Raw genomic sequence first — 22,622 nt, 5'->3', positions numbered from 1 at the left:
TTTTTTTTTATGGCTTAAAGGCCGTCTGAAACGATTTCAGACGGCCTTTTGTTTTTGATGATGGGTTGTTTTAAGGTCAATTGAGGCAAGGGAAGGGTATTCCCTGTCTGAGACTACGCTTCCGGCCAGTCAGCGCAATAGTATTGCCAATATATTTCTTCAAAAGGAATCTTGCCGTAATCGCACAACCACGGTTTGGCGAGTGTGGTGTAGTGGATGATGGGCGGGGTGGTGTCCGGCAGAGGGAACATTTCGTCAAGGTCGTATGTTTGGAAAAATCTTCTGGCGCCGGTTTGGTAATTCCAAGATTCTTCCAATTGCAGCCAGTTTTCTTGAAATACGGTGTTTAGAAAGCATTGGTCGCCGTAGGGGACGGTTTTATCAATGGTGGCGGCGGTTTGCAGCAGTTGCTCCGCGATATTGTGTTTGCGCCATTGACCCAAATCAGCCAGCAGCATACCGGAATTGAAATAGGGCGTGGTATGCAGGCCGGTCGGATGGTTCCAATCGGTACGGGCGAGATAGGAATCTTGTACGGCGGCGACGGGATAGCCGCGCATATCGAGGTTGAATAAATCGTGCAGGGATTGGGTAACCACCATATCGCTGTCGAGATAAAGGGCGCGGTCGACGGGCAGGTGCTGCATCATCAGGCGGAAAAATGCGGCATCCGAAATATGGGATAGGCGGCGATATTGGCTGAAGTCCATTTCGATTTTGACATCATTCAGACGGCTGCCGCTGGCGGCAAGTTTTTGGTTGGTATAGTTGATCCATTCCTTCCTGAAGGTGTTGTGCATAAGGTAGAAATTGACACCTGTATTGTGCGTACAGACGGACTTCATTAGGGTATGGACTTGTTCGGCGTAGCCGGTATCGGCGGCAAGGACGATGGTGATGTTGCTCATTGGTTAAATTCCCTTTTTATAATGTTTTGGAGTTTGTCAGTTATGTTCTTGATTTTGCGTGGTGGGTAAAGCGGCGTGGTCTTCGGTTTCCGACACGGCCTTTTCTACTAAATCCCGTTGCAGTTGTTTGCCGGCTTTGATGCCCAATTTGCGCAGTTTTTCAGTGCTGCTGATGAGGTTGCCCCTGCCGGAAACCAAGCGGCTGTAGGCCGTCTGGAACTGGGATTGAGCCTGACCAAGCGCTTTATTGATGCCGTCCATGCTTTCGACAAAGCCGACAAATTTGTCATAGAGTTTGCTGCCTGCTTCGGCAATCGCCAGTGCGTTTTGGTTTTGTTGCTCATTGCGCCAGATGTTGGCAACGGTGCGCAGGGTGGCAAGCAGGGTGCTGGGGCCGGTCAGCATGATGCGTTTGTCGAAACACTCTTGGAAGAGGTTCGGATCGTGTTGCAGGGCGAGGAGGTAGGCTGGTTCGACAGGGACGAACATAAAGACGAAGTCCAGCGTTTTGACGCCCTCAAGGTCGGTGTAATCTTTTGCTGCCAAGCTTTTGATGTGGGCGCGGATGCTGGCGACGTGGTTGGCAAGCTCGCGCTCTGCTTCTGCGCCGGTGCTTTGTGTATAGCGGACGTAGGCGGTCAGCGATACTTTGGAGTCAATGACGATTTGTTTGTTGTCGGGCAGATTGATGAGGACGTCGGGCTGGAGGCGGCGTTGGGTGCCGTCTGCTTCGTGGCGGACGCTGGAAGCTTGAACGATGTATTCGCGACCTTTTTGTAGGCCGGAGTTTTCCAATACGCTTTCCAAAATCATCTCACCCCAGTTGCCTTGGGTTTTGTTTTGCGTGCCGGTCAGCGCGGTGGTCAGCGCTTTGGCATCGTGGTGGAGCTGGGTGTTGAGGGTTTGCAGGCGTTTGAGCTCGTTTTCGATGGTCAGGCGTTCTTTGGCTTCTTTTTCATAAGTCTGCTGAACCAGCTCGCTGAAGCCGTGGATGCGTTCGTTAAGCGGATTGAGCAGTTGCTGGAGATGGTCGTGGTTTTGCTCGGTAAAGCGGCGGCTTTTCTCTTCCAGAATAGTGTTGGCGAGGTTTTGGAACTGGTCGCTCAGGTTTTGACGCGCATCTGCCAGCAGGGCCAATTTTTCTTCGGCGGCCTGACGGTCTTTTTCCGATTGGGTGTTGAGGCGCTCGTTTTGGACTTGAAGTGCGTGGTTTTGCTCCAAGAGAGCGGCGTATTCTTGTTTCAGACGGCCTTTTTCGGTTTCTTGCTGTTGCAAAAGGCTGTTTTTGTCGTCGATATTGGCTTTTTCTTGCGCCAGTTGTGTGGAGAGGCGCTCGTTTTGGACTTGCAGCGCATGGTTTTGCTCTAACAGCGTGTCGTATTCTTGTTTCAGACGGCCTTTTTCTGCTTCTTGTTGTTGCAAAAGCGTATTTTTATCCGCACTCAATGCCTGCTCTTGAACCAGCTGCGTGTTTAGGCGCTCATTGTTGATTTGCAGGTTTTGCGCGCTTTGCTGCCATTTTGCACATTCGTGTTTTAAAGCCTCGGCTTCGGCCTCGCAATCTTGCAGATAGGCAATCTGTTTTTCGGCTGCGGCAAAGCGGTTGCCCGTCTCCTGCAATGCGTCTTGCAATTCCTGTACGGTATGGCGGCTTTGCGCCAAATCCGTCGCAGTTTGAGCCTGCACCTGTTCGGCAAACTCATGCAGGCGGCGGCTTTCGGCCAATTCTTGCAAAACAATAAAGTGTCGGCTTTGGGCTTGGTAGCGTGTTATCAGCCAAGCAAACAGCGCGCCGATAAAAAATGCGGCCGCGCCGGTCAGGATTAGGGTGTTGTTCATGCTGGAAATAGTCAATACGCAGAATGTTTCACTATATCATATATTTGCAGCGCATTTTATGGTCGGATATGTGCGGGTAACGTGGGTTTTCTTTTAAAAGAAGCTATCAAAGGTATTGGTTTTGACTAATTGAATATTTTTGTTGTAAAAAATATAAATTCATAAAATATTGAATTTTGAAATATATTTCATTTAGAGTGCAATTTTGCAACAAAAAAAGCGGGATTTTATGGGGGAAATGAAACACGTTTGTAGTGCGTATGTAATCAAGACATCGGTGTCATTTGGTAAGACATCGGTGTCATTTTCAAAAAATAATATAAATTAACAAAAAGTATCTGTATGTTTGATTTTTCGCTATATATTTACGATTAATCTATATTGGTTTACATTTAAAACGGTATGATTCGTCCTGTCGGCAGCGCAGATGCCGACGAAAAAATGTGTATGTTGTTAAATAACATTTTGTATCTATGAAAAAGGACTACTTAAAATGGGATATTTAATAACGCTTTCCACCGCTTCTTTAATCGGCATGTCGGGATACCGGCCTCCGCCCTCGGCGTCGCCTACAATATCGAAACGGTAGTACACAAATAATTCAATCATAAACGAATTAATTACAATACTTCAGAAAACGCAACTTAGGCCGTTTTTCGGCCGACAGACAAGAAAGTGAGATAAACAATGAAAACTTTAATCAAACTGGCAGCAGCCTCTTTAATCGGTATGTCCGGCCTGACCGTCGGTGCAACCAATATCGCCCACAATATGGCTGATGCCGATAAATAAAAAATACACAACACACCCTTAAATACACAGAAAAGAGTTAAAATGAAAACATTAATCAAATTGGCTGCGGCTTCTTTGATCGGTATGTCCGGTTTGACAGTTGGTGCGACCAAAATCGCAAAAAATATGGCAGAAGCTGCCAATAAATAAACGCAAGTGAAATTAAGCTTGTTTTGGTGATACAAAAGGCCGTCTGAATATTCAGACGGCCTTTGTATTTGATGGCAAACCGTTTTATTTGCCGATACAGAAGCGCGAGAAAATCACGCCCAGCAAATCGTCGGCGGTAAATTCGCCGGTGATTTCGCTGCAGGCGTTTTGGGCGAGGCGCAGGTGTTCGGCGAAAAGCTCGATTTGGTTGTTGTTGCAGAGTGCGGCGTTTTCCAGCTCGGCTTCGGCTTCGTGCAAGGCGTTGAGGTGGCGGCTGCGGGCGAGGAACAGGCTTTCGCTTTCGCCCTGCCAGCCGACTTCCTGCAATAGGGCGTGTTTGAGCAAGTCGAGACCCGCGCCGGTTTTGGCGGACAGGCTGATGACACTTTCCGCACCGGTTTGCGCGAGGCCGTCTGAACGGACGGCGACAGGTTCGCCGGTCAGGTCGGCTTTGTTGTGGATTTCGATTTTTTTCAAACCTTCGGGCAGGCTGTTTAAAATCGCTTGGGTTTTGGCGTTCACACCTTCGCGCGGGTCAATCAGAATCAGGGCGACATCGGCTTCGGAGACGGCTTTGCGGCTGCGCTCGATGCCGATTTGCTCGACCACGTCGTCGGTTTCGCGCAGGCCAGCGGTGTCGATGATGTGAACGGGCACGCCGTCGAGGGTGATTTGTTCGCGCACGGTGTCTCGGGTGGTGCCGGCGATGTCGGTTACGATGGCGATGTCGTCGCCAGCTAAGGCGTTGAGCAGGCTGGATTTGCCGACGTTGGGCGCGCCGACGAGGACGACGTTCATGCCTTCGCGCAAAATCGCACCTTGTTCCGCACTGGCAAGCACGGTTTTCAGACGGCCTTGCAGCGCTTGGAGCTTGCCGCGCGCGTCGGCGGCTTCGAGAAAGTCGATGTCTTCTTCGGGGAAGTCCAGCGTGGCTTCAACCAGCATCCGCAAAGTAATAAGGTCGTCCACCAGCTCGTGTATGTGTTGGGAAAACGCGCCTTTGAGCGAACGCAATGCCATGCGGGCGGCGGACTTGCTGGAGGCGTCGATGAGGTCGGCGACGCTTTCGGCTTGGGCTAGGTCGAGTTTGTTGTTGAGGAAGGCGCGTTTGGTAAATTCGCCCGGCTCCGCCATGCGCGCGCCCAGTTCGAGGCAGCGCGAGAGCAACATGTCCATCACGACAGGGCCGCCGTGCCCCTGCAATTCAATCACGTCTTCGCCGGTAAAGCTGGCGGGAGCGGCGAAGTAGAGCAGGATGCCGTTGTCTATCGGCTGTCCGTTGCCGCCGAGAAAGTCGGTGTAAAGCGCGGTGCGCGGTTTGGGCGTTTTGCCGCCGCTGAGGGTTTGCGCCAAAGGCAGCAGGTTTTTGCCGGAAAGACGGATCACACCGACGCCGCCGCGTCCGGGTGCGGTGGCGATGGCGGCGATGGTGGGTTGGGTTGCGGACATGAGAACTCGCGTATAGGTAAATTTAATGGGCGTATTATAGCAAAAGGCCGTCTGAAACTTTGGGTTTTGGGGTTTCAGACGACCTTTTTAGCAGATTGGCAATGTGGGCGTACTACTTGAACGGTTCAAGTATTTTTAATTTCCAAATCATCCGGTAGTAAGTCGTGTACGGAACAGTTTAAAGCAGAAGACAGTTGATATAGTTTATCAACCGTTATGTTGACCTCCCCCCTTTCTATTCTACCCATATAGCTTCTGTCTATATCGGCAAGTAAGGCTAAGCTTTCTTGGTTGATATTGGACTGTTTGCGGATTTCTCGGATTTTTATACCTATCAAAACACTGATTTTACTCATGAGATTTGTCTTCACAAATCTCAAAATATCCAATTTTGACGCTTATTTATCCACGGATTATAATCCGTATTTTTGGAAAATATCTAATGTGGAGAACGTTAAATGGCAAGTTATATTGAAAGCTCTTTAGGGCGAGGTGAACGTATTGTTTATAAAGCACAAGTATCGTGGTTTTCCCAATTCTGGAGGATTTTTTTCGGTATCCTGCTGTTGATGTGGGTAATCGGTATCGTATTTATAGTGTTCGCGGTATTGAATGTAATGACAACCGAGCTTGCTTTAACTAACAAAAGGGTTATCGCTAAGTTTGGCTTTATCCGCCGGCAAACAATTGAGATAAATATCAACCGTATCGAAAGTATTTCGGTAAATCAAGGTTTTTGGGGCAGGATTTTCAATTATGGCTCCGTAGTGGTCAGAGGGACGGGCGGCAGTCATGCTCCGATTCCTTATATCGCCCGACCAATGGAGTTCCGTCAACAATTCAATGATTTTATAGATAACGAAATTGGTGGTGGCTCGAAAAATCAAATTGAATTAAAACCGCCTGCCGTTTGAGGCGGGTGGAAACGGTGGTTTTTGTTTTATATAGCCCAATTACTTTATTTTCGATACGCAATACCTATTGCCGTCATTTCCGCGCAGGTGGGACTGACGAGGTTGGAAGCCTTGAAATATCGAAAGTTAGTTATGTTTGCTATAGCAAAATTGTAATTAAATATTTATTTCTATCGATCCGAATATGAAAAGGCCGTCTGAAACTTTGGGTTTCAGACGGCCTTTAAATTAAGATGATTAAACGGCGGCGACGGTAAAGCGTTCAAACAAATGCGCTTTGTTTTCCGCATCGTCGGCGATGGCGACTGCCAAATCGGCCACGCTGATGCCTGCCGGAATTTCACCGTCCATCAGCAAATCGTCTTTGCCCAAGCGGTATTTGCCGGTTTTGTCTTCGCTGAAACCGCCGTCCGCGCCCAGTCGTGCCGGAGGGGAAACGAAAGACCAGTTCACGTCGCGGCGTGGCAGGAGTTCTGCCAAAAGATGGCGTGCGGCATTGGCGCCGTCAAAAATTTCTTTCGGGAAGTCAGGCGTATCGATAACTTGCAAACCGGGTGCCACATACAGGCTGCCTGCGCCGCCGACGACCAACAAATAAGGCACTTGCGCTGCTTTTGCCGCTTCGACGATGCTGTTTGCGCCGCGTGTGAAATCCGCGCCGATGTTGGGATTGGTCCAGCCCGGGTTGAACGCGCTGACTACGGCGTCAAAGCCTGCCAGTTTGTCGGCAAAATCTGCTGCGTTGACATCTGCGGGTACAGCGGCAACATTTTGCGCTTGGAACACTTTGTCTGTGTTGCGGGCGAAAGCGGTCACTTCATGACCGTGGCCTGCCAATTCTTGAACGACTGCGTTGCCGACATAACCAGTTGCACCGATAACTGCGATTTTCATATTTGACTCCTTGTAGGGATGTGATTAATTAGATGAGCGCATTTTAAGGCCGTCTGAAACGCTTGATAATCCCTGATTTACTGTTATTATTGTGAAGTTGAACTACATAATTAGTCGAAATGCAAGACATCAAACCCCTGCTCGTTTTCGCCGCCGTCCTCGAACACGGCAGCATGAATGCCGCTGCTGCCGCGCTGGGCATGACGCCATCGGCGGTCAGCCAGCACATCAACCGCCTCGAAACCCTGCACGGCATCAAGCTGTTAAACCGCAGCACGCGCAGTCTTGCGCCTACCGATGCCGGCCGCGCCTTGGGCGAATACTGCCGCCGTCTAGCCGCCACGCTTGCCGATACGCGTACCGTTATCGACAATCTGAAAACCGAACCCGTCGGCGAATTGCGGATTTCCCTGACTTCCTGCGTCATCGGCTCCCGCGCTTTTCAGACGGCCTTTTCGCGATTGCAAACTGAGTTTCCCAAAATCCGTCCTGTCCTTAATTTCAGCGATACTTTGGACGACCTGCAACACAATCAGACCGACATCGCCATACGCGGCGGTGACCGGGCTTTGGACGATCCCAACTTGGTTGCGCGCCATCTCATGACTTGGCCGTACATCATTTGCGCCGCGCCCGATTATCTCGACCGGCATCCGCCCATTACCCATCCCTCTCAGCTTCATGCGCACCGCTGGCTGCATTTTTTACCTGTCCGCACGACCTTGCAAAATGGTGAAGAAAGCTATTTCCTCGACGTCGCCGACAGCATTGCCTGCACGCATCTTGCTGCTGTCCGCAGCCTGACCGAAAGCGGTTTCGGTTTGTCTTTACAAGTGGGTGGCGAAGTGAGGGAGAAAATTGCACAAGGCTGTCTGAAAGCGGTTTTGCCTGAATGGACATTGCCGCCGGTCAGCCTTTATTTGGTGACGCCTTATCGTGTGCAGTCTGATAAAACCGAGGCTGCCGTGCGCATTTTTACCGAGAGTTTTGCCAAGGAAGGGGATTTATGAGCGTGGAAAATTGGAGCGTTTACCTGATTTTGTGCGAAAACGGCGCGTTTTATTGCGGCATCAGCAACCGTCCGCAAGAGCGATTTGCGGCGCACTTGTCAGGCAAAGGCGCGAAATACACGCGTTTGAACAAGCCTGTCGAGATGCGCATCGTTTCAGACGGCCTGACTAAAAGTGAGGCGCTGAAACGGGAAATCGGGATTAAGAAATTGACAGCGGAGCAGAAGCGGGGATTGTGGGCTGAAGCTGAAACCTTGGCAAAAGGCTAATGGTATTGGATTAAATCGTAGTCGGAATATGAAAAACTCTATAAACAAGTAAGCCTGCCGGTGTCTTTTGTATGGCCAAGCGGCAAATGTTTATTAACATGATTCAAAAAGGTCGTCTGAAACCTGATTGGGGTTCAGACGGCCTGGTTGGGATGGGGATGGCTTTCAGGTTGACGCTACTCATGGAGAAGTCGGTAAAAAGTTGAATTCTAAAAGAAACTTTGAAAATAAAATGAGTAACTGTTTGAACAATAAAATGAAAGTTATCGCGCTTCATGACAAATGGGGTAAATTTCTATCCGAGTAGAGAGGTGGTGTCAATATGTTTTTCAGTTTTTGAGACAAAATCTGATTTATACCAATATTTATTATAGTGTAGGTCGAAAGTATTAGTTTCTGTGTTAGAATTTTTGAGCTGTTTATATAAAACAGTGATTTAAATAAAATTAAGGAAAGACAGAACATGAACAAATTACTGATTGCCGTAATGATGATGGCTGGTTTGACAGCTTGTTCCCAAGAGGCTAAACAGGAGACACAAGAGACTGCTCAAGCCGTTGCATCTGAAGTGAAAACCGAAGCCGCTTCTGCTGCCGATGCGACTGCATCTGCCGCTCAAGAAGCAGCTGATAAGGTTGAAGCCGCTGCCAGCAAAGCAGAGGAAGCTGCCAAACCTGAAGAAGCCGCCAAGCCCGAAGAGAAAGCCGAAGCGCCTGCCACTGAAGCCAAGCCTGCCGAATCCGCCAAAGTGGACGGCAAAGCTGTTTTTGAAGCGAACTGTAAAGCATGCCACGGCGGCTTGATTCCCGGCGCTCCGGCCGTAGGCAAAAAAGAAGACTGGGCGCCTCGCATTAAACAAGGCAAAGACACCTTGCACAAACACGCCCTCGAAGGCTTCAATTCCATGCCTGCCAAAGGCGGCAACAGCAGCTTAAGCAACGACGAAGTGAAAGCCGCAGTTGACTACATGGCCAACGAATCCGGCGCTAAATTCTAAATCATGCAGATTGAAACGCACCTTGTTACAAGGTGCGTTTTTTATGGGCAGGCGGATGAAAGTTGAAATAGGGCCGATAAACAGGCAAAGGCCGTCTGAAACATTTTATTTTGAAGCACAATCGGCTAAAATCAGGCGAATGATTTTATGCAGGAGCAAACCATGAGCAATCAACACGACAACGTAGATGCCGGCGAAATCGCCAAGTTCAGCCAAATCGCCGACAAATGGTGGGATAAAAACGGCGAATTCAAGCCCCTGCATGACATCAACCCCTTGCGCCTCGACTATATCGACGGCTATGCCGGATTGGCAGGCAAACGCGTGCTGGATGTAGGCTGCGGCGGCGGTATTTTGTCGGAGAGCATGGCCAAACGCGGCGCAGAACACGTTATCGGCATCGATATGGCGGAAAAATCCCTGCAAACCGCTGCTGCCCATGCGGCCGCTCAACACGTTGCTAATATCGATTACCGCTGCATCCGCGTCGAAGACCTCGCCGCCGAGCAGCCGCACAGCTTCGATGTGGTAACGTGTATGGAAATGATGGAACACGTTCCCGATCCGGCAGCCATCGTTCAAGCCTGTGCGAAACTGGTCAAACCCGACGGCATGGTGTTTTTCTCCACCATCAACCGCAATCCCAAATCTTATCTGCATCTGATTGTCGGCGCGGAATATCTGTTGAAATTCGTCCCCAAAGGCACGCACGATTGGAAAAAATTCATCACGCCGGCAGAACTTGCGCGTATGTGCCGCCAAGCCGGATTGGATACCGTCGGCAGCAAGGGCATGACCTACAATTTGTTGAGTGGCCGTTATTCCCTGTGCGACTCGACCGAGGTTAACTACATGGTGGCCTGCCGTCCGGCGTAAAGTTCAACTGATAAAACACACGGGCTTGCCCGATATTTGAAACGGTATGTCGAAAGCAGCTCGATACAAATATCGGTAAGGTAAATCAGGCCGTCTGAAAAGAAAAAAGGCATGTGCGATACATGCCTTTTTTGTATGTGTAGAGAGGTTGTCGTCCTTATTCCGTCCAAGACGAATACGGATGTTTGCTCAGATACGCATTGGTGAATTTACCGTCTGCCGTGATTTCCTTGCCCAGCCAAGACGGTTTGGGGAACTCGGTATCTTCAGACGGCAATTCGATTTCCGCCACAATCAATGGCGCATTGTCGCCGAAATATTCGTCGATTTCATACACAAAGCCTTCAAATTCGACCCGATAGCGGTATTTTTCCATTTTAAACGGACACATGTCCGCCATCATCGCTTGCGCGTGAGCCAGCGGGATTTCGTATTCAAACTCGCTGCGCGTCATGTCGGAAATATAGCCTTTCAGGGTCAGCCATGCTTGCAAACCGATAATCCGCACACGGATGGTGCGCTCTTTTTCCACGCTCAAATAGCCCTGTTGCAACACCAGCGGCTCGCCTGCCGTTTTGCGCCAACTGTCATCCGCCAGCAAAAAGCGGCGTTCGATTTCGACCGTCATGAATTCTTTCCTTATTTACCAAACAGGCCGTCTGAAGATTAAAACGGCTTGAAAACCACCATATAAAGCGCGGCCACCATCATCAATACGGGGAGTTCGTTGAATACCCGATACCAGCGGTGCGAATACACATTGCTGCCGTTTTGAAAACGGCGCAGCAGCAGGCCGCAATAAAGCTGGTAAGCCAAGAGCAGCAGGCCGCACAATAATTTAACCGCCAGCCAGCCGTTGCCCCACCAATTATTTACAAACCCGATGGCCGCGCCAAATATCAGCGTTCCCCAGCCCAAAGGCGACATAAAGCGGTATAGCCTGCGCGACATATCCGTCAGCCGTACATATTCCACGCTGCCGGGTTCCAATTGCGCCAGATTCACATAAATCCGCGGCAGATAAAACAGTCCGGCAAACCAAGAAATCACAAAAAATATGTGTAACAGCTTAAACCACAAATACATTTCAGACGGCCCCAAAACCTAAAACCATTATTTTATCCGCAATACGGCCCGAGCCAAAACAAAATAGTCAAAACAATCCGATTTAGTGCGCCGCAACAATGTGTTGCAGGCGCGATTTTACCCAAAAACCAAATTGTAAATTTCGCAACAATATGCAAGTTAATATATGCACAATGCAAAAAACTTGTTAAAATCCTATGCTATTTAATTATAAAAACATTATGGACGGAAAACATGAAACAATTTGAAATCAGCAACAGCGTCAGGAAAGAGCTTAGCAACTACCTGAATACGCACAATCTAAACCTCAAAGCCGCCATGGACAACGAAACAACCAATGGCGAAGTCGCGGCCATCGTTCACGCAGGATTGCCGGCGATGATTCGGAAAATCTATTCTTTGGAAAAAATGAAAACCTTTTTCTGGACGAAAAAAGATTTGATGATGGAATTTATCAATATGCGTTTGGCTGCCGGCGATAAAAAAGGCAAAAACTAATTTTAGCGATGGGCAGGGGGAGATAGGGGTTTGAAATGCGGACTTCTGTTTTTCTCGAAGTCTTGTTAGGGATAGGTGTACTCATTGTTCCTAATAAATTTTGACAACCGAAAGGTCGTCTGAAATTCAAATGATAGGGCATGGGAACATGCCCTGTTTTTATGGGCGGTTGGTCTGCATTGGGAAAATATTGAGCTTGGCAATCATTGCGGCGTTCCGCGCCGGGTAGTTTTATCGGTTGAATGGTTTTATTTGTTTTGCTGAACATATTGAATGGATTATAAAAAGGCCGTCTGAAATATTTCAGACGGCCTTTAGCGTTGAATCAGCAATTAAAACGGCGGATTTTCAAATCAAGCTGCGTTGTCGAAACCGCTGTGGCGGAGCAGGGCATCCAGGCTTGGTTCGCGGCCGCGGAAGGCTTTGAAGGATTCGGCTGCGTTGCGCGAACCGCCGACGGCCAGTATTTCTTTCCAGAAGCGGCGGCCTGTTTCGGCAACATCGTCGCTTTCTTCAAAAGCGGCGTAAGCGTCCGCGCTCAAAACTTCCGCCCATGCGTAGCTGTAATAGCCTGCGGAGTAGCCGCCGGCGAAGATGTGGCTGAAGCTCAAGGCAAAGCGGTTGTATGCCGGCGGTTGGGTTACGGCGACTTCTTGGCGCACTTTGTCCAAGATTTGCGGCCATTCTTTCAGACGGCCTTCATCTTCCTGATGGTAGATTTCCATGTCGAAGAGGGCAAATTCCATTTGACGGACGAGGAACATACCGCGTTGGAAGTTTTTAGCCGCGTGCATTTTGTCGAACAGCTCTTTCGGCAATACCGCGCCGGTTTCTTCGTGCGAGGACATTTGCGCCAATACGTCGTATTCCCAAACGAAGTTTTCCATGAATTGGCTGGGCAGCTCGACCGCGTCCCATTCGACGCCGTTGATGCCGGATACGCCCACTTCGTCAACTTGGGTCAACAAGTGGTGCAGGCCGTGGCCGGTTTCATGGAAGAGGGTGATGATTTCGTCGTGGCTCAAACGCGCTTCTTTGTCGCCGACCGGCGGGGTGAAGTTGCAGACGAGGTAAGCAGTCGGCAGTTGCAGCGTACCGTCGGCGAAACGGCGGCGGCTTTTGTAGCCGTCCATCCATGCGCCGCCGCGTTTGCCTTCGCGTGCGTACAAGTCCATGTAAACGCCGCCGATGGTTTGGCCGTCTTGTTTCAGCTCGAAATAGCGCACGTCTTTGTGCCAAACGGGGACGGTTTTTTCAGCCAGCTCGATGCCGTAGAGTTTTTTGATTTGGGCAAACAGGCCTGCCAATACTTTGCTGATAGGGAAGTATTTTTTCACTTCGGTTTCGCTGAAGGCGTATTTGGCTTGACGCAGTTTTTCGGCGGCGTAGCTCAAATCCCAAGATTGCGGATCTTCGATATTCAGGCTCTCGCGTGCAAAGGCTTTGATTTCGGCAAAGTCTTTTTCGGCAAACGGTTTGGCGCGGCGGGCAAGGTCGTGCAGGAAGTTTAAAACCTGTTCGGGCGTGTCGGCCATTTTGGTTGCCAGCGACAGCTCGGCGTAGTTTTTGAAACCGAGCAGTTTGGCGGTTTTCAATGCGTTTTCGAGAGTGCGGTCGATGTTGGCCGTATTGTCGAATTTGCCGTCGTCAGACAATTCGCTGGCGCGGGTAACGTAGGCACGGTAGATTTGTTCGCGCAGTTCGCGGTTGTCGGCGTATTGGATGACGGCGAGGTAGTGCGGAATTTGCAGGCCGATTTTGTAGCCTGTTTTACCTTCGCTTTGCGCGGCGGCGGCAAACATGGCGAGGGAGTCTTCGGGAATGCCGGCAAGCGGCGCGGCATCGTCAAAGTGAATGCCGAAAGCGTCGGTTGCGTCTTGGATGTTTTGTGCGAATTTGGCACCCAGTTGCGCGCCTTCGGTTTGCAGTTGCGCCAGTTCTGCCTGCTGTTCGGGCGGCAATTCGGCACCGCTGAGGACGAAATCGCGCAAGTCGTGGTTGAGCTTGGTTTGCTGCGCCGGGGAGAGGGTGTCGAATTCGGCAGAGTTTTTGATGATTTTAAAGCGGTTGTACAACTCGATGTCTTGACCGATTTCGGTGAAGAAGATGGTGATTTCTGGCATCAATTCGTTGTATACGGCACGCAATTCGGGCGTGTCGACTACGGAGTTGAGATGGGAAACCACGCTCCAAATGCGGCCGACGCGTTCGGTAATGTCGGTCAGTTTTTCGACGGTGTTGGCCCAGTCGGTGTGCGTTTGCGCTTTGATGGCGGCGATTTGTTCGCGCGCTTCGGCAATGGCGGTTTGCAGGGCGGGTTTGATGTCTTCGGTTTTGATTTGGTCGAAACGGGGTTCTTCGCCCAAGTGGAGCAGGACGTTGTCGCTCATATGGTTTCTCCTGAATAAGATGGATTCAGACGGCCTTGTGGCCGTCTGAAAAGAAAACGATAGGCGTTATATGGTGGCAGACAGGCAGAATTAAAGTGTCCTGCCTTCCTGTCGGCCAATCTTATTCTGCGCCGCGCGGATTGGCGTGCAATGGCGCAGCCAGCTCGAGGCGCATGGTGGTGCCTTCTGGGGCATAAACCGCATTGGCAACATTGGTTTGCAGGGATTCGGCAAACGAGCCGCGATACACTTTTGCGCCTTGGTGGGTCAGGTTGGATTGCACGTCGACGTACACTTCTCCGCCGATTTGACGCCAGAGGTAGCAGAAGGTGTAGTCTTCAGACAGGTAGCGTTTGCTTTCGGGATCGACCATGCAGTCGAAGAAGCGGTAGTGCAGGCCTTTGTTTTCCGGGCTGTAGTCGCTGTCGGAGACGTAGTTCAACTCGGGGTAGGCCTCTATCATTTTTTCAAATACGCTGCGTTTGATAACCATGAAGCCGGTTGGCGCGTCATGGACTTTCATAAAACCGTCTTCATCGACTTTCAATACGATTTCACCGTTTTCATCTTTGTCGTTGGTGTTGACGGTGTAAGAAGTGTACATACGCTCAAAATCGGCTTGGGTCATGCCGGCCGGAAGGCCTGCTTTCGGCCAGTTTTCGCGTTTGAGCGGATAAACGCCGGCTACAACGTCTTTATCGGCCAAGAGCAGGCGGTAGAATGAGTCGGGAGAGAAGCCGATGTCGGAGTCAATCCAGAATAAATGCGTCCATTCTTTGTTTTCCAAAAATTTGGCCACGCAGTTGTTGCGCGCGCGCGTAATCAGGCTTTCGCCGCGCTGCATCATTACTTGCAGCGGCAGGCCGAGGGAGGCGTTGGTGTGGACGATGTTCAGAAGCGAGAGGGTGTAGTTGTGGAAATATTTGCCGTCATGGCTGGGGGTCATAATGACGGGATACATTTCGGCAAGGGCTGATTCGGGCAACATGACTTTTCCTTATTGTTGATTGTGAACTTCATTATTGTAAGGGATTTAATTGTATCAATAAACAAACCGTACTATTTTGTTTGGTTGATCAGTCGGTATTGCGTGCGCAAAAATTCGTCTAAGACGGCCTGTTGTATTTCCAGCCGTTTGGAAACGGGGGAGGCGAAGCGTACGATGATGTGGTACACCTTGTCATCATGCGGCACGCGGGACACGCGCGGCTGGGCGGCGGGGGTAATAAAGAGTTTTTGCGCTTGAACGTTTTCCAAATATTGTTGGATAACGGGAACATAGGCTGCGCACAAGGGCTCAAGAACGGCTTTCAGACGGCCTATGATTTCGTCCGAATCCAAATGAATCGGCACGGGGATTTCCACCGTATGAATCACATAATTGCCCAAAATATTGTCGCGGCGCACGGTGTGGCTCAGAAGCAGGCTGTTGGGAAACGAGAGCGTTTTGCCGGAAAGTTGGCCGATCAATGGATTAGGGCCGATTTGCATCATCAGCGTGTTCAGCATATTGATATCGACCACCCGTCCGCGCAGGCCGTTGATTTCGATGTAGTCTCCGATGGAGTATTGTTTGGTTACCGAGCGCAGGATGCTGCCGGACAAACACATAATCAGCTCTTTGGTTGCCACCACAATCGCCGCGGCCACTGCAAACATCGACAAGGCCAAAGTTTGAATCTGCGCCGCCCAAATCATCGCCAGCCCGAGCAGGATCAGCAACATGGTCACGTTGCGGCTGAACACCAGCGAGCGGCGTTTGTTTTCAATGCTCAAATCCGGATGGCTGCGAAAATGCGCCGAGAGCAAAATGCTGCGCCCGGCAATGACGGCCACAATCATCAATACCGACATCAATGCCGATTTAATGATTTCTTCACTGACAGGCAAAGCGTTCAGCCATTCATGCATGGTGTTCCACATAATCCTGTTTCCTTTCCCTTCTTAGGCCGTCTGAAAACCCACGCGTTCAAAAATTTCTGCCGCACACGCTTCCGATACCGCAAACAAAGTTGCCACGCTGCCCAAAGCCCGTTGCGTAGCCGCACTCAAATCATCACGGCACACTTCGCCCAGCCACTCAACCGGCCGCACCAGCGACATTTTTTCATCGTCCCATTGCGGACAATGTACCGCGCCGCCCGTAATCCTGCCGACCCGATAACGGCGCAAAGCAGGCGAGTAGGTCAGTACGGCATCTCCATCAGCCAATTCGTTGACAAACCGCCACACCTGAGCCGCGCCCGATTGCGCCGTTCTCAACTTCACATCCGGTACGGCCGAACGGTAAATATCGGTCAGCTCCTCACGGCCAAAACCCTTGGCCGCCGCTTCGGCCAGCATAGGCCAGGCCAATGCCGCAACACCGCGTTCAAAAAATACATCATAAAGCGCACCTTGCGTGCTGCGAACCATATAAAGTTTGGCTTGTTTTCCCATTACAGTACCTGTTTGTTTGAAGGATTCATCCCTTTGTTTCCATGTTACCTGTTACGGCTGAAAAATTCGATATTTTACATTGCCGGAAGGGTTTGAAGTTCTCGCTGAAAATAAATGAATTATAGATGAAAGGCCGTCTGAAAAATAAAATAGGCTTATATATCAACAGATGATATAGCGTAACAATATATTAATAACTGTAAAATTATTTACGTTTGCATCAAAAAAAGATAAGATGGAATAATCAATCGAGAAAGATTGCTATTCACTGAACATTAGGAGAGAAAAATGACCTGTAAAACCCACGAACATCATGACCACGTTCACAGCGCAAACTGCGGCCACACTGCCATCAAACACGAAGGCCACGTCGATTATCTGCACGACGGCCACCTGCACCATGAGCACAACGGCCACTACGACGAGCATGCTCTGAGCGTCAATGAAACCAACCCTGACGGCTGCCATCCGGTTGACACCTGCCACGGCCACGTTCACGGCGAAGGTTGCGGCCACGAAGCCGTACCGCACGGCGATCACGTTGACTACATCGTCAACGGCCGTCTGCATCACCAACATGGCGACCACTGCGACGACCACGGCCCGGTTGAAATCGTTAAATAAAACTGTTTTTCAGACGGCCTTTAATATGGAGCATCTGTAGGGAAAGGGGGGGTATTTTCACCCCCTTTTCATATATATTGTCGTACCCTACACTAAAACAGCCATTATTATGTTTGACATCATATTTGTATTGGTATTCGGCAGGCTCCAAGCCTCCGGAACACTGAATTTTCCCGATAGGCTTTATCCCATCTGGAAATGGGCGCTAGGCGCAGGCATGCTTTATGCCACGATAGGGACAATGCTGGGATACGCTTTCTCCGGTTCCTTCTCCCTAGTCAGCTTTTTGCTGATTATTGCCTTGTCATCAACCTGGTTCTCTCTGTATTTCAAACTGTTGCGGCTTACCGCCTCAAAAACTGTACTGAACCAATGTATTTACTGGGTGCTGGGTATTGTTTCGGCATTGTCGTTCCCCTTTATTGTGGGCTACTTTTCCCTATTGGCCAAAGGCTTTGTACAATAAACTTTTCAGATAATCTCCCTATACAATAAGGTCGTCTGAAAGCCTGAATCTTTATCTGATTTATGTTTTTAAAGCGCTTTTTAAATTAAAGGCCGTCTGAACGTATAGTTTCAGATGGCCTTTAGTTTTACCAATTCACGCGGACGGCCCTGCTGCCGAGCAATGTTTCCAGTTCGTCAAACAAGGCGGTGCTTGGCGTTACCATCCATTTTGGCGCAATTTTCAATTTGCCTGATGCTTTGCCGTTGCTGTACGACAGTTGCAGCGGAATGTGCGACGTGTCGGGCAGGCGGTGGGCGGTGAGGATGGCGGCGAGGCGTGCGATATCGTGGCCGGGGGCGAGGACGAGGCTGAGGCTGCGGGCGTAGCGTTCGCGCGCCATTTGCAGGGTCATGACTTGGTTTGCCATAATGCGCAGACCGTCGCCGCCGCCGTAGTCGTCGCGGCTGACTTTGGATTCGATAATCAGCACTTGGTCGGATTTGAGGTAGTCGGCGCAGTTTTCCAGCGTGTGGCCGCTGACCATGATTTCCACCAGACCGCTCAAATCTTCAAGGCTGACGAAGGCGATTTTGCCGCGTTTGCCCATCATGGTGCGCACAGCGGTAACGAATCCGGCGAGGCGTACGCTGTCTTGCGGTTTCAGACGGCCCAATTTGGTCGGGGCGATTTGGCGGACTTCTTGGGCATACGGGCCGAACGGGTGGCCGGACAGGTAAAAGCCGATGACGGTTTTTTCTTCGGCGAGTTTTTCCGATTCGCTCCACATGGGCGCGTCGATGAGCTGCACCGGTTCAATGGCGTCTTCCATCATGTCGAAAAGTCCGCCCTGATTGACGTTGGCGGCTTTTTGGTCGGCGTTGCTCATGGCAAGGTCGATGTTCGCCAAGAGCATGGCGCGGTTGGGCTCGATGCTGTCGAACGCGCCGCCGCGTATTAGGGCTTCGAGGGTGCGGCGGTTCATGTGTTCTTTGCCGACGCGCTCGCAGAAGTCCAAGAGGCCGGTAAACTTGCCGCCACTTTGCCGCGCGGCGATGATGGATTCGACGGCGGCTTCGCCCGTGCCTTTAATCGCGCCGAGTGCGTAGCGGATTTTCATGTTCGGATACGGCGTGAAGCGGTAGTCGGATTCGTTGATGTCGGGCGGCAGGAACTCGATGCCGTTGGCGCGGCAGTCGTCGTAGAAATGCTTGAGCTGGTCGGTGTTGTCCAATTCAGACGACATGGTTGCCGCCATAAATTCGGCAGGATAATGGGCTTTGAGCCATGCGGTCTGATAGGAAATCAGGGCGTAGGCTGCGGCGTGGGATTTGTTGAAACCGTAGCCGGCGAATTTTTCCATGTAGTTGAAGATTTCGTCGGATTTTTCGCGCGAAATGCCTTGTTTTGCCGCGCCTTCGGCGAAAATTTCGCGGTGTTTCACCATTTCTTCGGGCTTTTTCTTACCCATGGCGCGGCGCAACAAGTCTGCGCCGCCGAGCGAGTAGCCGCCGATAATCTGCGCCGCCTGCATTACTTGTTCCTGATACACCATAATGCCGTAGGTCGGCGCGAGGATGCCTTCGAGCAGCGGGTGGATGTATTGGAATTCCTGTCCCTTCATGCGCGCGACGAAGTCGGGGATGTTGTCCATCGGGCCTGGGCGGTAGAGCGACACGAAGGCGATGAGTTCTTCAAACTTGGTCGTGTGCGCCGTTTTCAGCATTTTTTTCATGCCGGTCGACTCGAACTGGAAGACGGCGGTGGTGTTCGCATCGCGGAAGATTTGGTAGGCAGCTTGGTCGTCAAGCGGAATCTTGCCGACATCGACAATATCGCCGGTGGTGTTTTTGATGTTGTTCTGCGCCATTTCGATAATGGTCAGGTTGCGCAGACCCAAAAAGTCGAACTTCACCAAACCCACGTCTTCCACGTCGCCCTTGTCGTACATGGATACGGGCGAGGCGGATTCGTCCGCCTGATACACGGGGCTGTAATCGGAAATCTTGCCCGGCGCAATCAACACGCCGCCCGCGTGCATACCCAAACCGCGCGTCAGGTCTTCCAGCTTTTTCGCCAGCGTAATCAGTTCGTCCGCTTCTTCTGCTTCGATTAATTCCTGAATTTGCGGCTCGGCCTCCATGGCTTTTTCCAAACTCAGGGGTTTGTTGGCTTCCAACGGAATCAGCTTGGACAGTTTGTCGCACAGCATAAACGGCAGTTCCAGCACGCGTCCGACGTCGCGGATGACCGCTTTGGACGACATCGTGCCGAAGGTAACAATCTGGCTGACCGCATCCGCGCCGTATTTCTCGCGCACATATTCAATTACGCGGCCGCGGTTTGCCTGACAGAAGTCGACGTCAAAGTCAGGCATGGAAACGCGTTCAGGGTTTAAGAAACGCTCGAACAGCAGCGCGTATTTGAGCGGGTCGAGGTCGGTAATCTTCAATGAATACGCCACCAGCGAACCTGCACCCGAACCACGTCCCGGCCCGACCGGACAGCCATGCGTTTTCGCCCAGTTGATAAAGTCTTGTACGATAAGGAAATAGCCGGGGAATTTCATCTGGATGATGATGTTCAGTTCAAAATCCAAACGTTCCTGATATTCCGGCATTTTTGCCGCACGCTCCGCCTCGTCGGGATAAAGCTGAACCATGCGTTCCTGCAAACCCTCGTTGGACAGTTTCACCAAATAATCGTCCAGCGACAGGCCGTCTGGAGTGGGGAAGAGCGGCAGGAAGTTTTTGCCCAATGTGATGTGCAGATTACAGCGTTTGGCAATTTCCACCGTGTTTTCCAAGGCTTCAGGCAAATCGGCGAAACGTTCGGCCATCGTTTCCGGCGGAATGAAAAACTGGCTCGGCGTGAAATCGCGCGGACGTTTTTTGTCCGTCAATACCCAGCCGCCCGCGATACACACCCGCGCCTCGTGTGCGTTGAAATCGTCGCGGCTCATAAACTGTGTCGGATGCGTCGCCACCACCGGCAAACCCAGTTCCTCCGCCAGCTTCACGCTGCCGGAAACGCAAGCCTCCCATTCAGGGCGTTCGGGCAGGCGTTGCAGCTCTAGATAAAACGCATCGGGAAACCACGCCGCATATTTCAACGCCGCCGTACGCGCCGCGTCTTCATTGCTGTTCAATAGATTCACGCCCACTTCGCCGTAATGCGCGCCGCTCAAACAAATCAAGCCGCTGTTGTCGCCGCTTTCCAGCCATTCGGGGTTGAGTTCCGCATGATGGATATTGCGGTCTTTGCCGACATAGGCCTCCGTCAAAAGCTCGCTCAAACGCAGATAACCCGCATCGTTGCGGATAATCAGCATGGCGCGAAACGGCTTGTCAGGTGCATTCGGATTGCCTATCCACACATCCGCCGCGCCGATGGGCTTAATCCCTGCGCCGCGGCAGGCTTTATAGAATTTCACCAAGCCGAATTCATTCATCAAATCGCTGATGCCCAAAGCAGGCAAACCGTATTCCTGCGCTTTGGCAATCAGTTTTTTAATCCGCACCATACCGTCGGTAATCGAAAATTCGGTATGCAGGCGCAGGGGGATGTAGGTCGGCTCGGTCATGGCAAAATCGGCGTGAACAATAAAAGGTGTATTGTAGCAGGGTTGGCAGCGAAAGGCCGTCTGAAAACCAAATGTAATGAGGTTGGATAAAGCAAATAAAACAGAAGGGGGCTTTCTTTCAGACGGCCATGTTAAAATATCGCCATTATTGAAAAGGATTAAATGATGGAAGCAACCGTCTATCTTGAAGACAACGAATACATCGCTTTATGCGACCTGTTAAAACTGGCCGGTCTTGCCGAAAGCGGCGGACAGGCAAAAGCGTTTATCGCCGAAGGGCTGGTGTTGCGCAACGGCGAAACCGAAACCCGTAAGACCGCCAAAATCCGCGGCGGCGAAGTGATTGAATTTGACGGTGCGCGCTTGGAAATCGCCGATGGATACGACCCTGAAGAATAAGGCCGAAGCCATCTTGGGCGAGCCGCTTTTAGACGAACCCGTCCGCCCCGAGTCGTGGGAATGTTGCGGCAGCGAGTGCGGCGATGCCTGTATCCAGACAATGTATTGGGTGGAAAAAGCCCGATATGATGCGCAACAGAGGAAATTGAAAGAAGCAGGTTGGATAGACGGCGAAGATGGTGCAAAGGCCGTCTGAAAATGATTGGGCTTGATAGGAGCTGTGTTTCAAACAATGCTGCATTAAAGCCAATGCCGTCTGAAAGTTTCAGACGGCATTGGCTTTTTTAAAGTTTAAATTAAGATTGTGTTACCTCGGAAGCGGTTGCATTTTCAGGTGTGCCAGGTGCAGCATCGGCAGGAGCCTGATAATCTGTATTTTGCGATGAAGAGGGCTCGGCATTGTCATGTTTATGATGCTTATCATGTTTACCAAAGTGTCGTTTGTCCTGATCGTCATCTTGTGCTACTGCCAATACTTTGCCGTTTTGAGCATCAACCAAAGCTTCGTATTCGACGCCGTCTTTCAAGATTTCTACTTTGTAACGGCCGCCCAAATGTTGTTTGTATTTGTAATCGACATCTTTAACGACGCCGCCCACTTCTGCTACCGCTGCTGCGGCTGCTTGCTGGCCGGAAACCTTTGCGAACATACCTTCTTTGAAAGCCATGGTACCTGCCGCACCGGCAACGCCCAAACTTGAAGCAATAATACCGGCAATGATGAGTTTTTTTGAAATAAAAGCGTTAATGCGTTTCATGATTTTCTTTCCTACTGTGTTGTTGAACGATGAATGCATTCTATGCCTCAACAATTAGCTGAATATGAGCAAAATGCTAAGATGTGTAATTAGTTGCAATACTAAAATTAACACTTTAATAATAATGGAGATCGAAGCCGCGTCTTTCAGGCGGCCTTGCTGATATGTTGTGATGGCATATTTGGCGCAGATTGTGGTTTGCGTGTGAAAACAAAAAAAGCGTGATGAAAAAAAGGGCATGTGTGAGACATACCCCGGATTAAATGGTAAATGCGATGGTGAGAAACCAAATGACGGAATAA

Annotated in this window: 23 protein-coding genes; 10 read left to right on the top strand and 13 right to left on the bottom strand. The window is 50.6% G+C overall.

Annotation, left to right across the window (positions count from 1 at the left end; all coding sequences use genetic code 11):
* Positions 1 to 113 precede the first annotated feature (113 nt).
* The 4 genes from HMPREF2696_RS01620 to HMPREF2696_RS01605 all read right to left on the bottom strand — a co-directional run bounded on the left by HMPREF2696_RS01620 (position 114) and on the right by HMPREF2696_RS01605 (position 5,494).
* Complete coding sequence (locus HMPREF2696_RS01620) at positions 114 to 908, bottom strand: glycosyltransferase family 8 protein (RefSeq protein ID WP_004520922.1); 795 nt, start codon at positions 906 to 908, stop codon at positions 114 to 116.
* Between the two features lie 36 nt (positions 909 to 944).
* Positions 945 to 2,747 (bottom strand): DNA recombination protein RmuC, encoded by a 1,803-nt coding sequence (rmuC, locus tag HMPREF2696_RS01615; protein ID WP_004520921.1) that lies wholly within the window; start codon positions 2,745 to 2,747, stop codon positions 945 to 947.
* 1,026 nt (positions 2,748 to 3,773) lie between these two features.
* Positions 3,774 to 5,138: a tRNA uridine-5-carboxymethylaminomethyl(34) synthesis GTPase MnmE gene (gene mnmE / locus HMPREF2696_RS01610; RefSeq protein ID WP_070587561.1), complete on the bottom strand. Its 1,365-nt coding sequence runs from the start codon at positions 5,136 to 5,138 to the stop codon at positions 3,774 to 3,776.
* 125 nt (positions 5,139 to 5,263) lie between these two features.
* Positions 5,264 to 5,494 (bottom strand): helix-turn-helix domain-containing protein, encoded by a 231-nt coding sequence (locus HMPREF2696_RS01605; RefSeq protein WP_049344313.1) that lies wholly within the window; start codon positions 5,492 to 5,494, stop codon positions 5,264 to 5,266.
* A 102-nt stretch (positions 5,495 to 5,596) separates the two neighbouring features.
* On the opposite strand from HMPREF2696_RS01605, the gene HMPREF2696_RS01600 reads away from it, so the two are divergent.
* On the top strand, positions 5,597 to 6,052 hold the full coding sequence (locus HMPREF2696_RS01600) for a PH domain-containing protein (protein WP_049344311.1): 456 nt from the start codon (positions 5,597 to 5,599) through the stop codon (positions 6,050 to 6,052).
* Positions 6,053 to 6,289: 237 nt separating this feature from the next.
* On the opposite strand, the gene HMPREF2696_RS01595 is transcribed toward HMPREF2696_RS01600, so the two are convergent.
* Positions 6,290 to 6,946 (bottom strand): NAD(P)-dependent oxidoreductase, encoded by a 657-nt coding sequence (locus tag HMPREF2696_RS01595; RefSeq protein WP_070587559.1) that lies wholly within the window; start codon positions 6,944 to 6,946, stop codon positions 6,290 to 6,292.
* Positions 6,947 to 7,065: 119 nt separating this feature from the next.
* Here HMPREF2696_RS01595 and HMPREF2696_RS01590 point away from each other — a divergent pair, with 119 nt between their 5' ends.
* The 4 genes from HMPREF2696_RS01590 (at position 7,066) to ubiG (ending at position 10,098) form a co-directional block, all read left to right on the top strand.
* Positions 7,066 to 7,956, top strand: a complete 891-nt coding sequence (locus HMPREF2696_RS01590) for a LysR family transcriptional regulator (protein ID WP_070587557.1) — start codon at positions 7,066 to 7,068, stop codon at positions 7,954 to 7,956.
* Entirely contained in the window at positions 7,953 to 8,225 is a 273-nt protein-coding gene (locus HMPREF2696_RS01585) for a GIY-YIG nuclease family protein (RefSeq protein WP_070587554.1), read from the top strand. Before HMPREF2696_RS01590 ends, HMPREF2696_RS01585 begins: the two co-directional genes overlap by 4 nt.
* Positions 8,226 to 8,688: 463 nt before the next feature.
* Entirely contained in the window at positions 8,689 to 9,222 is a 534-nt protein-coding gene (locus HMPREF2696_RS01580) for a c-type cytochrome (protein ID WP_070503992.1), read from the top strand.
* 162 nt (positions 9,223 to 9,384) lie between these two features.
* Entirely contained in the window at positions 9,385 to 10,098 is a 714-nt protein-coding gene (ubiG, locus tag HMPREF2696_RS01575; protein WP_210383746.1) for a bifunctional 2-polyprenyl-6-hydroxyphenol methylase/3-demethylubiquinol 3-O-methyltransferase UbiG, read from the top strand.
* A gap of 157 nt (positions 10,099 to 10,255) precedes the next feature.
* On the opposite strand, the gene HMPREF2696_RS01570 is transcribed toward ubiG, so the two are convergent.
* Both HMPREF2696_RS01570 and HMPREF2696_RS01565 read right to left on the bottom strand, forming a co-directional pair.
* On the bottom strand, positions 10,256 to 10,726 hold the full coding sequence (locus HMPREF2696_RS01570) for a CYTH domain-containing protein (protein ID WP_070503986.1): 471 nt from the start codon (positions 10,724 to 10,726) through the stop codon (positions 10,256 to 10,258).
* 38 nt (positions 10,727 to 10,764) lie between these two features.
* Positions 10,765 to 11,184, bottom strand: coding sequence for a CopD family protein (locus HMPREF2696_RS01565; RefSeq protein ID WP_004520906.1), 420 nt, complete (start codon positions 11,182 to 11,184; stop codon positions 10,765 to 10,767).
* 234 nt (positions 11,185 to 11,418) lie between these two features.
* Between HMPREF2696_RS01565 and HMPREF2696_RS01560 the strand changes: the two genes are divergently transcribed.
* Complete coding sequence (locus HMPREF2696_RS01560) at positions 11,419 to 11,682, top strand: hypothetical protein (RefSeq protein WP_004520905.1); 264 nt, start codon at positions 11,419 to 11,421, stop codon at positions 11,680 to 11,682.
* Positions 11,683 to 12,035: 353 nt separating this feature from the next.
* Here HMPREF2696_RS01560 and HMPREF2696_RS01555 read toward each other — a convergent pair whose 3' ends face one another.
* The 4 genes from HMPREF2696_RS01555 to HMPREF2696_RS01540 all read right to left on the bottom strand — a co-directional run bounded on the left by HMPREF2696_RS01555 (position 12,036) and on the right by HMPREF2696_RS01540 (position 16,511).
* Positions 12,036 to 14,072, bottom strand: coding sequence for a M3 family metallopeptidase (locus HMPREF2696_RS01555; protein ID WP_049336939.1), 2,037 nt, complete (start codon positions 14,070 to 14,072; stop codon positions 12,036 to 12,038).
* Positions 14,073 to 14,193: 121 nt separating this feature from the next.
* Positions 14,194 to 15,060: a hypothetical protein gene (locus HMPREF2696_RS01550; protein ID WP_004520901.1), complete on the bottom strand. Its 867-nt coding sequence runs from the start codon at positions 15,058 to 15,060 to the stop codon at positions 14,194 to 14,196.
* A 71-nt stretch (positions 15,061 to 15,131) separates the two neighbouring features.
* A complete protein-coding gene (locus HMPREF2696_RS01545) occupies positions 15,132 to 15,995 on the bottom strand; it encodes a mechanosensitive ion channel family protein (protein WP_004520900.1) in 864 nt (287 codons plus the stop codon).
* Between the two features lie 21 nt (positions 15,996 to 16,016).
* Entirely contained in the window at positions 16,017 to 16,511 is a 495-nt protein-coding gene (locus HMPREF2696_RS01540; RefSeq protein ID WP_004520899.1) for a restriction endonuclease, read from the bottom strand.
* Positions 16,512 to 16,799: 288 nt separating this feature from the next.
* On the opposite strand from HMPREF2696_RS01540, the gene HMPREF2696_RS01535 reads away from it, so the two are divergent.
* On the top strand, positions 16,800 to 17,135 hold the full coding sequence (locus HMPREF2696_RS01535; RefSeq protein ID WP_039862525.1) for a hypothetical protein: 336 nt from the start codon (positions 16,800 to 16,802) through the stop codon (positions 17,133 to 17,135).
* Positions 17,136 to 17,244: 109 nt separating this feature from the next.
* A complete protein-coding gene (locus tag HMPREF2696_RS01530) occupies positions 17,245 to 17,601 on the top strand; it encodes a hypothetical protein (RefSeq protein WP_004520896.1) in 357 nt (118 codons plus the stop codon).
* 127 nt (positions 17,602 to 17,728) lie between these two features.
* On the opposite strand, the gene dnaE is transcribed toward HMPREF2696_RS01530, so the two are convergent.
* The gene (gene dnaE, locus HMPREF2696_RS01525) at positions 17,729 to 21,163 is read right to left on the bottom strand and encodes a DNA polymerase III subunit alpha (protein WP_070503980.1); all 3,435 of its coding nucleotides are present in this window, start codon (positions 21,161 to 21,163) and stop codon (positions 17,729 to 17,731) included.
* 165 nt (positions 21,164 to 21,328) lie between these two features.
* Here dnaE and HMPREF2696_RS01520 point away from each other — a divergent pair, with 165 nt between their 5' ends.
* Together HMPREF2696_RS01520 and HMPREF2696_RS01515 are read left to right on the top strand one after the other, a co-directional pair.
* Entirely contained in the window at positions 21,329 to 21,562 is a 234-nt protein-coding gene (locus HMPREF2696_RS01520) for an RNA-binding S4 domain-containing protein (protein ID WP_002221492.1), read from the top strand.
* Positions 21,540 to 21,758: a hypothetical protein gene (locus HMPREF2696_RS01515; RefSeq protein ID WP_070503978.1), complete on the top strand. Its 219-nt coding sequence runs from the start codon at positions 21,540 to 21,542 to the stop codon at positions 21,756 to 21,758. The genes HMPREF2696_RS01520 and HMPREF2696_RS01515 overlap by 23 nt, the downstream gene beginning before the upstream one ends.
* 100 nt (positions 21,759 to 21,858) lie before the next feature.
* Here HMPREF2696_RS01515 and HMPREF2696_RS01510 read toward each other — a convergent pair whose 3' ends face one another.
* The gene (locus HMPREF2696_RS01510; protein WP_234394609.1) at positions 21,859 to 22,320 is read right to left on the bottom strand and encodes a PepSY domain-containing protein; all 462 of its coding nucleotides are present in this window, start codon (positions 22,318 to 22,320) and stop codon (positions 21,859 to 21,861) included.
* Between the last annotated feature and the right edge of the window lie 302 nt (positions 22,321 to 22,622).

Origin of the sequence: Neisseria sp. HMSC058F07 (assembly GCF_001810035.1) — a bacterium.
GTDB classification, from domain to species: domain Bacteria; phylum Pseudomonadota; class Gammaproteobacteria; order Burkholderiales; family Neisseriaceae; genus Neisseria; species Neisseria perflava.
The sequence above is the reverse complement of the archived record's forward strand: the minus strand, read 5'-3'. Positions and strand labels throughout refer to the sequence as shown.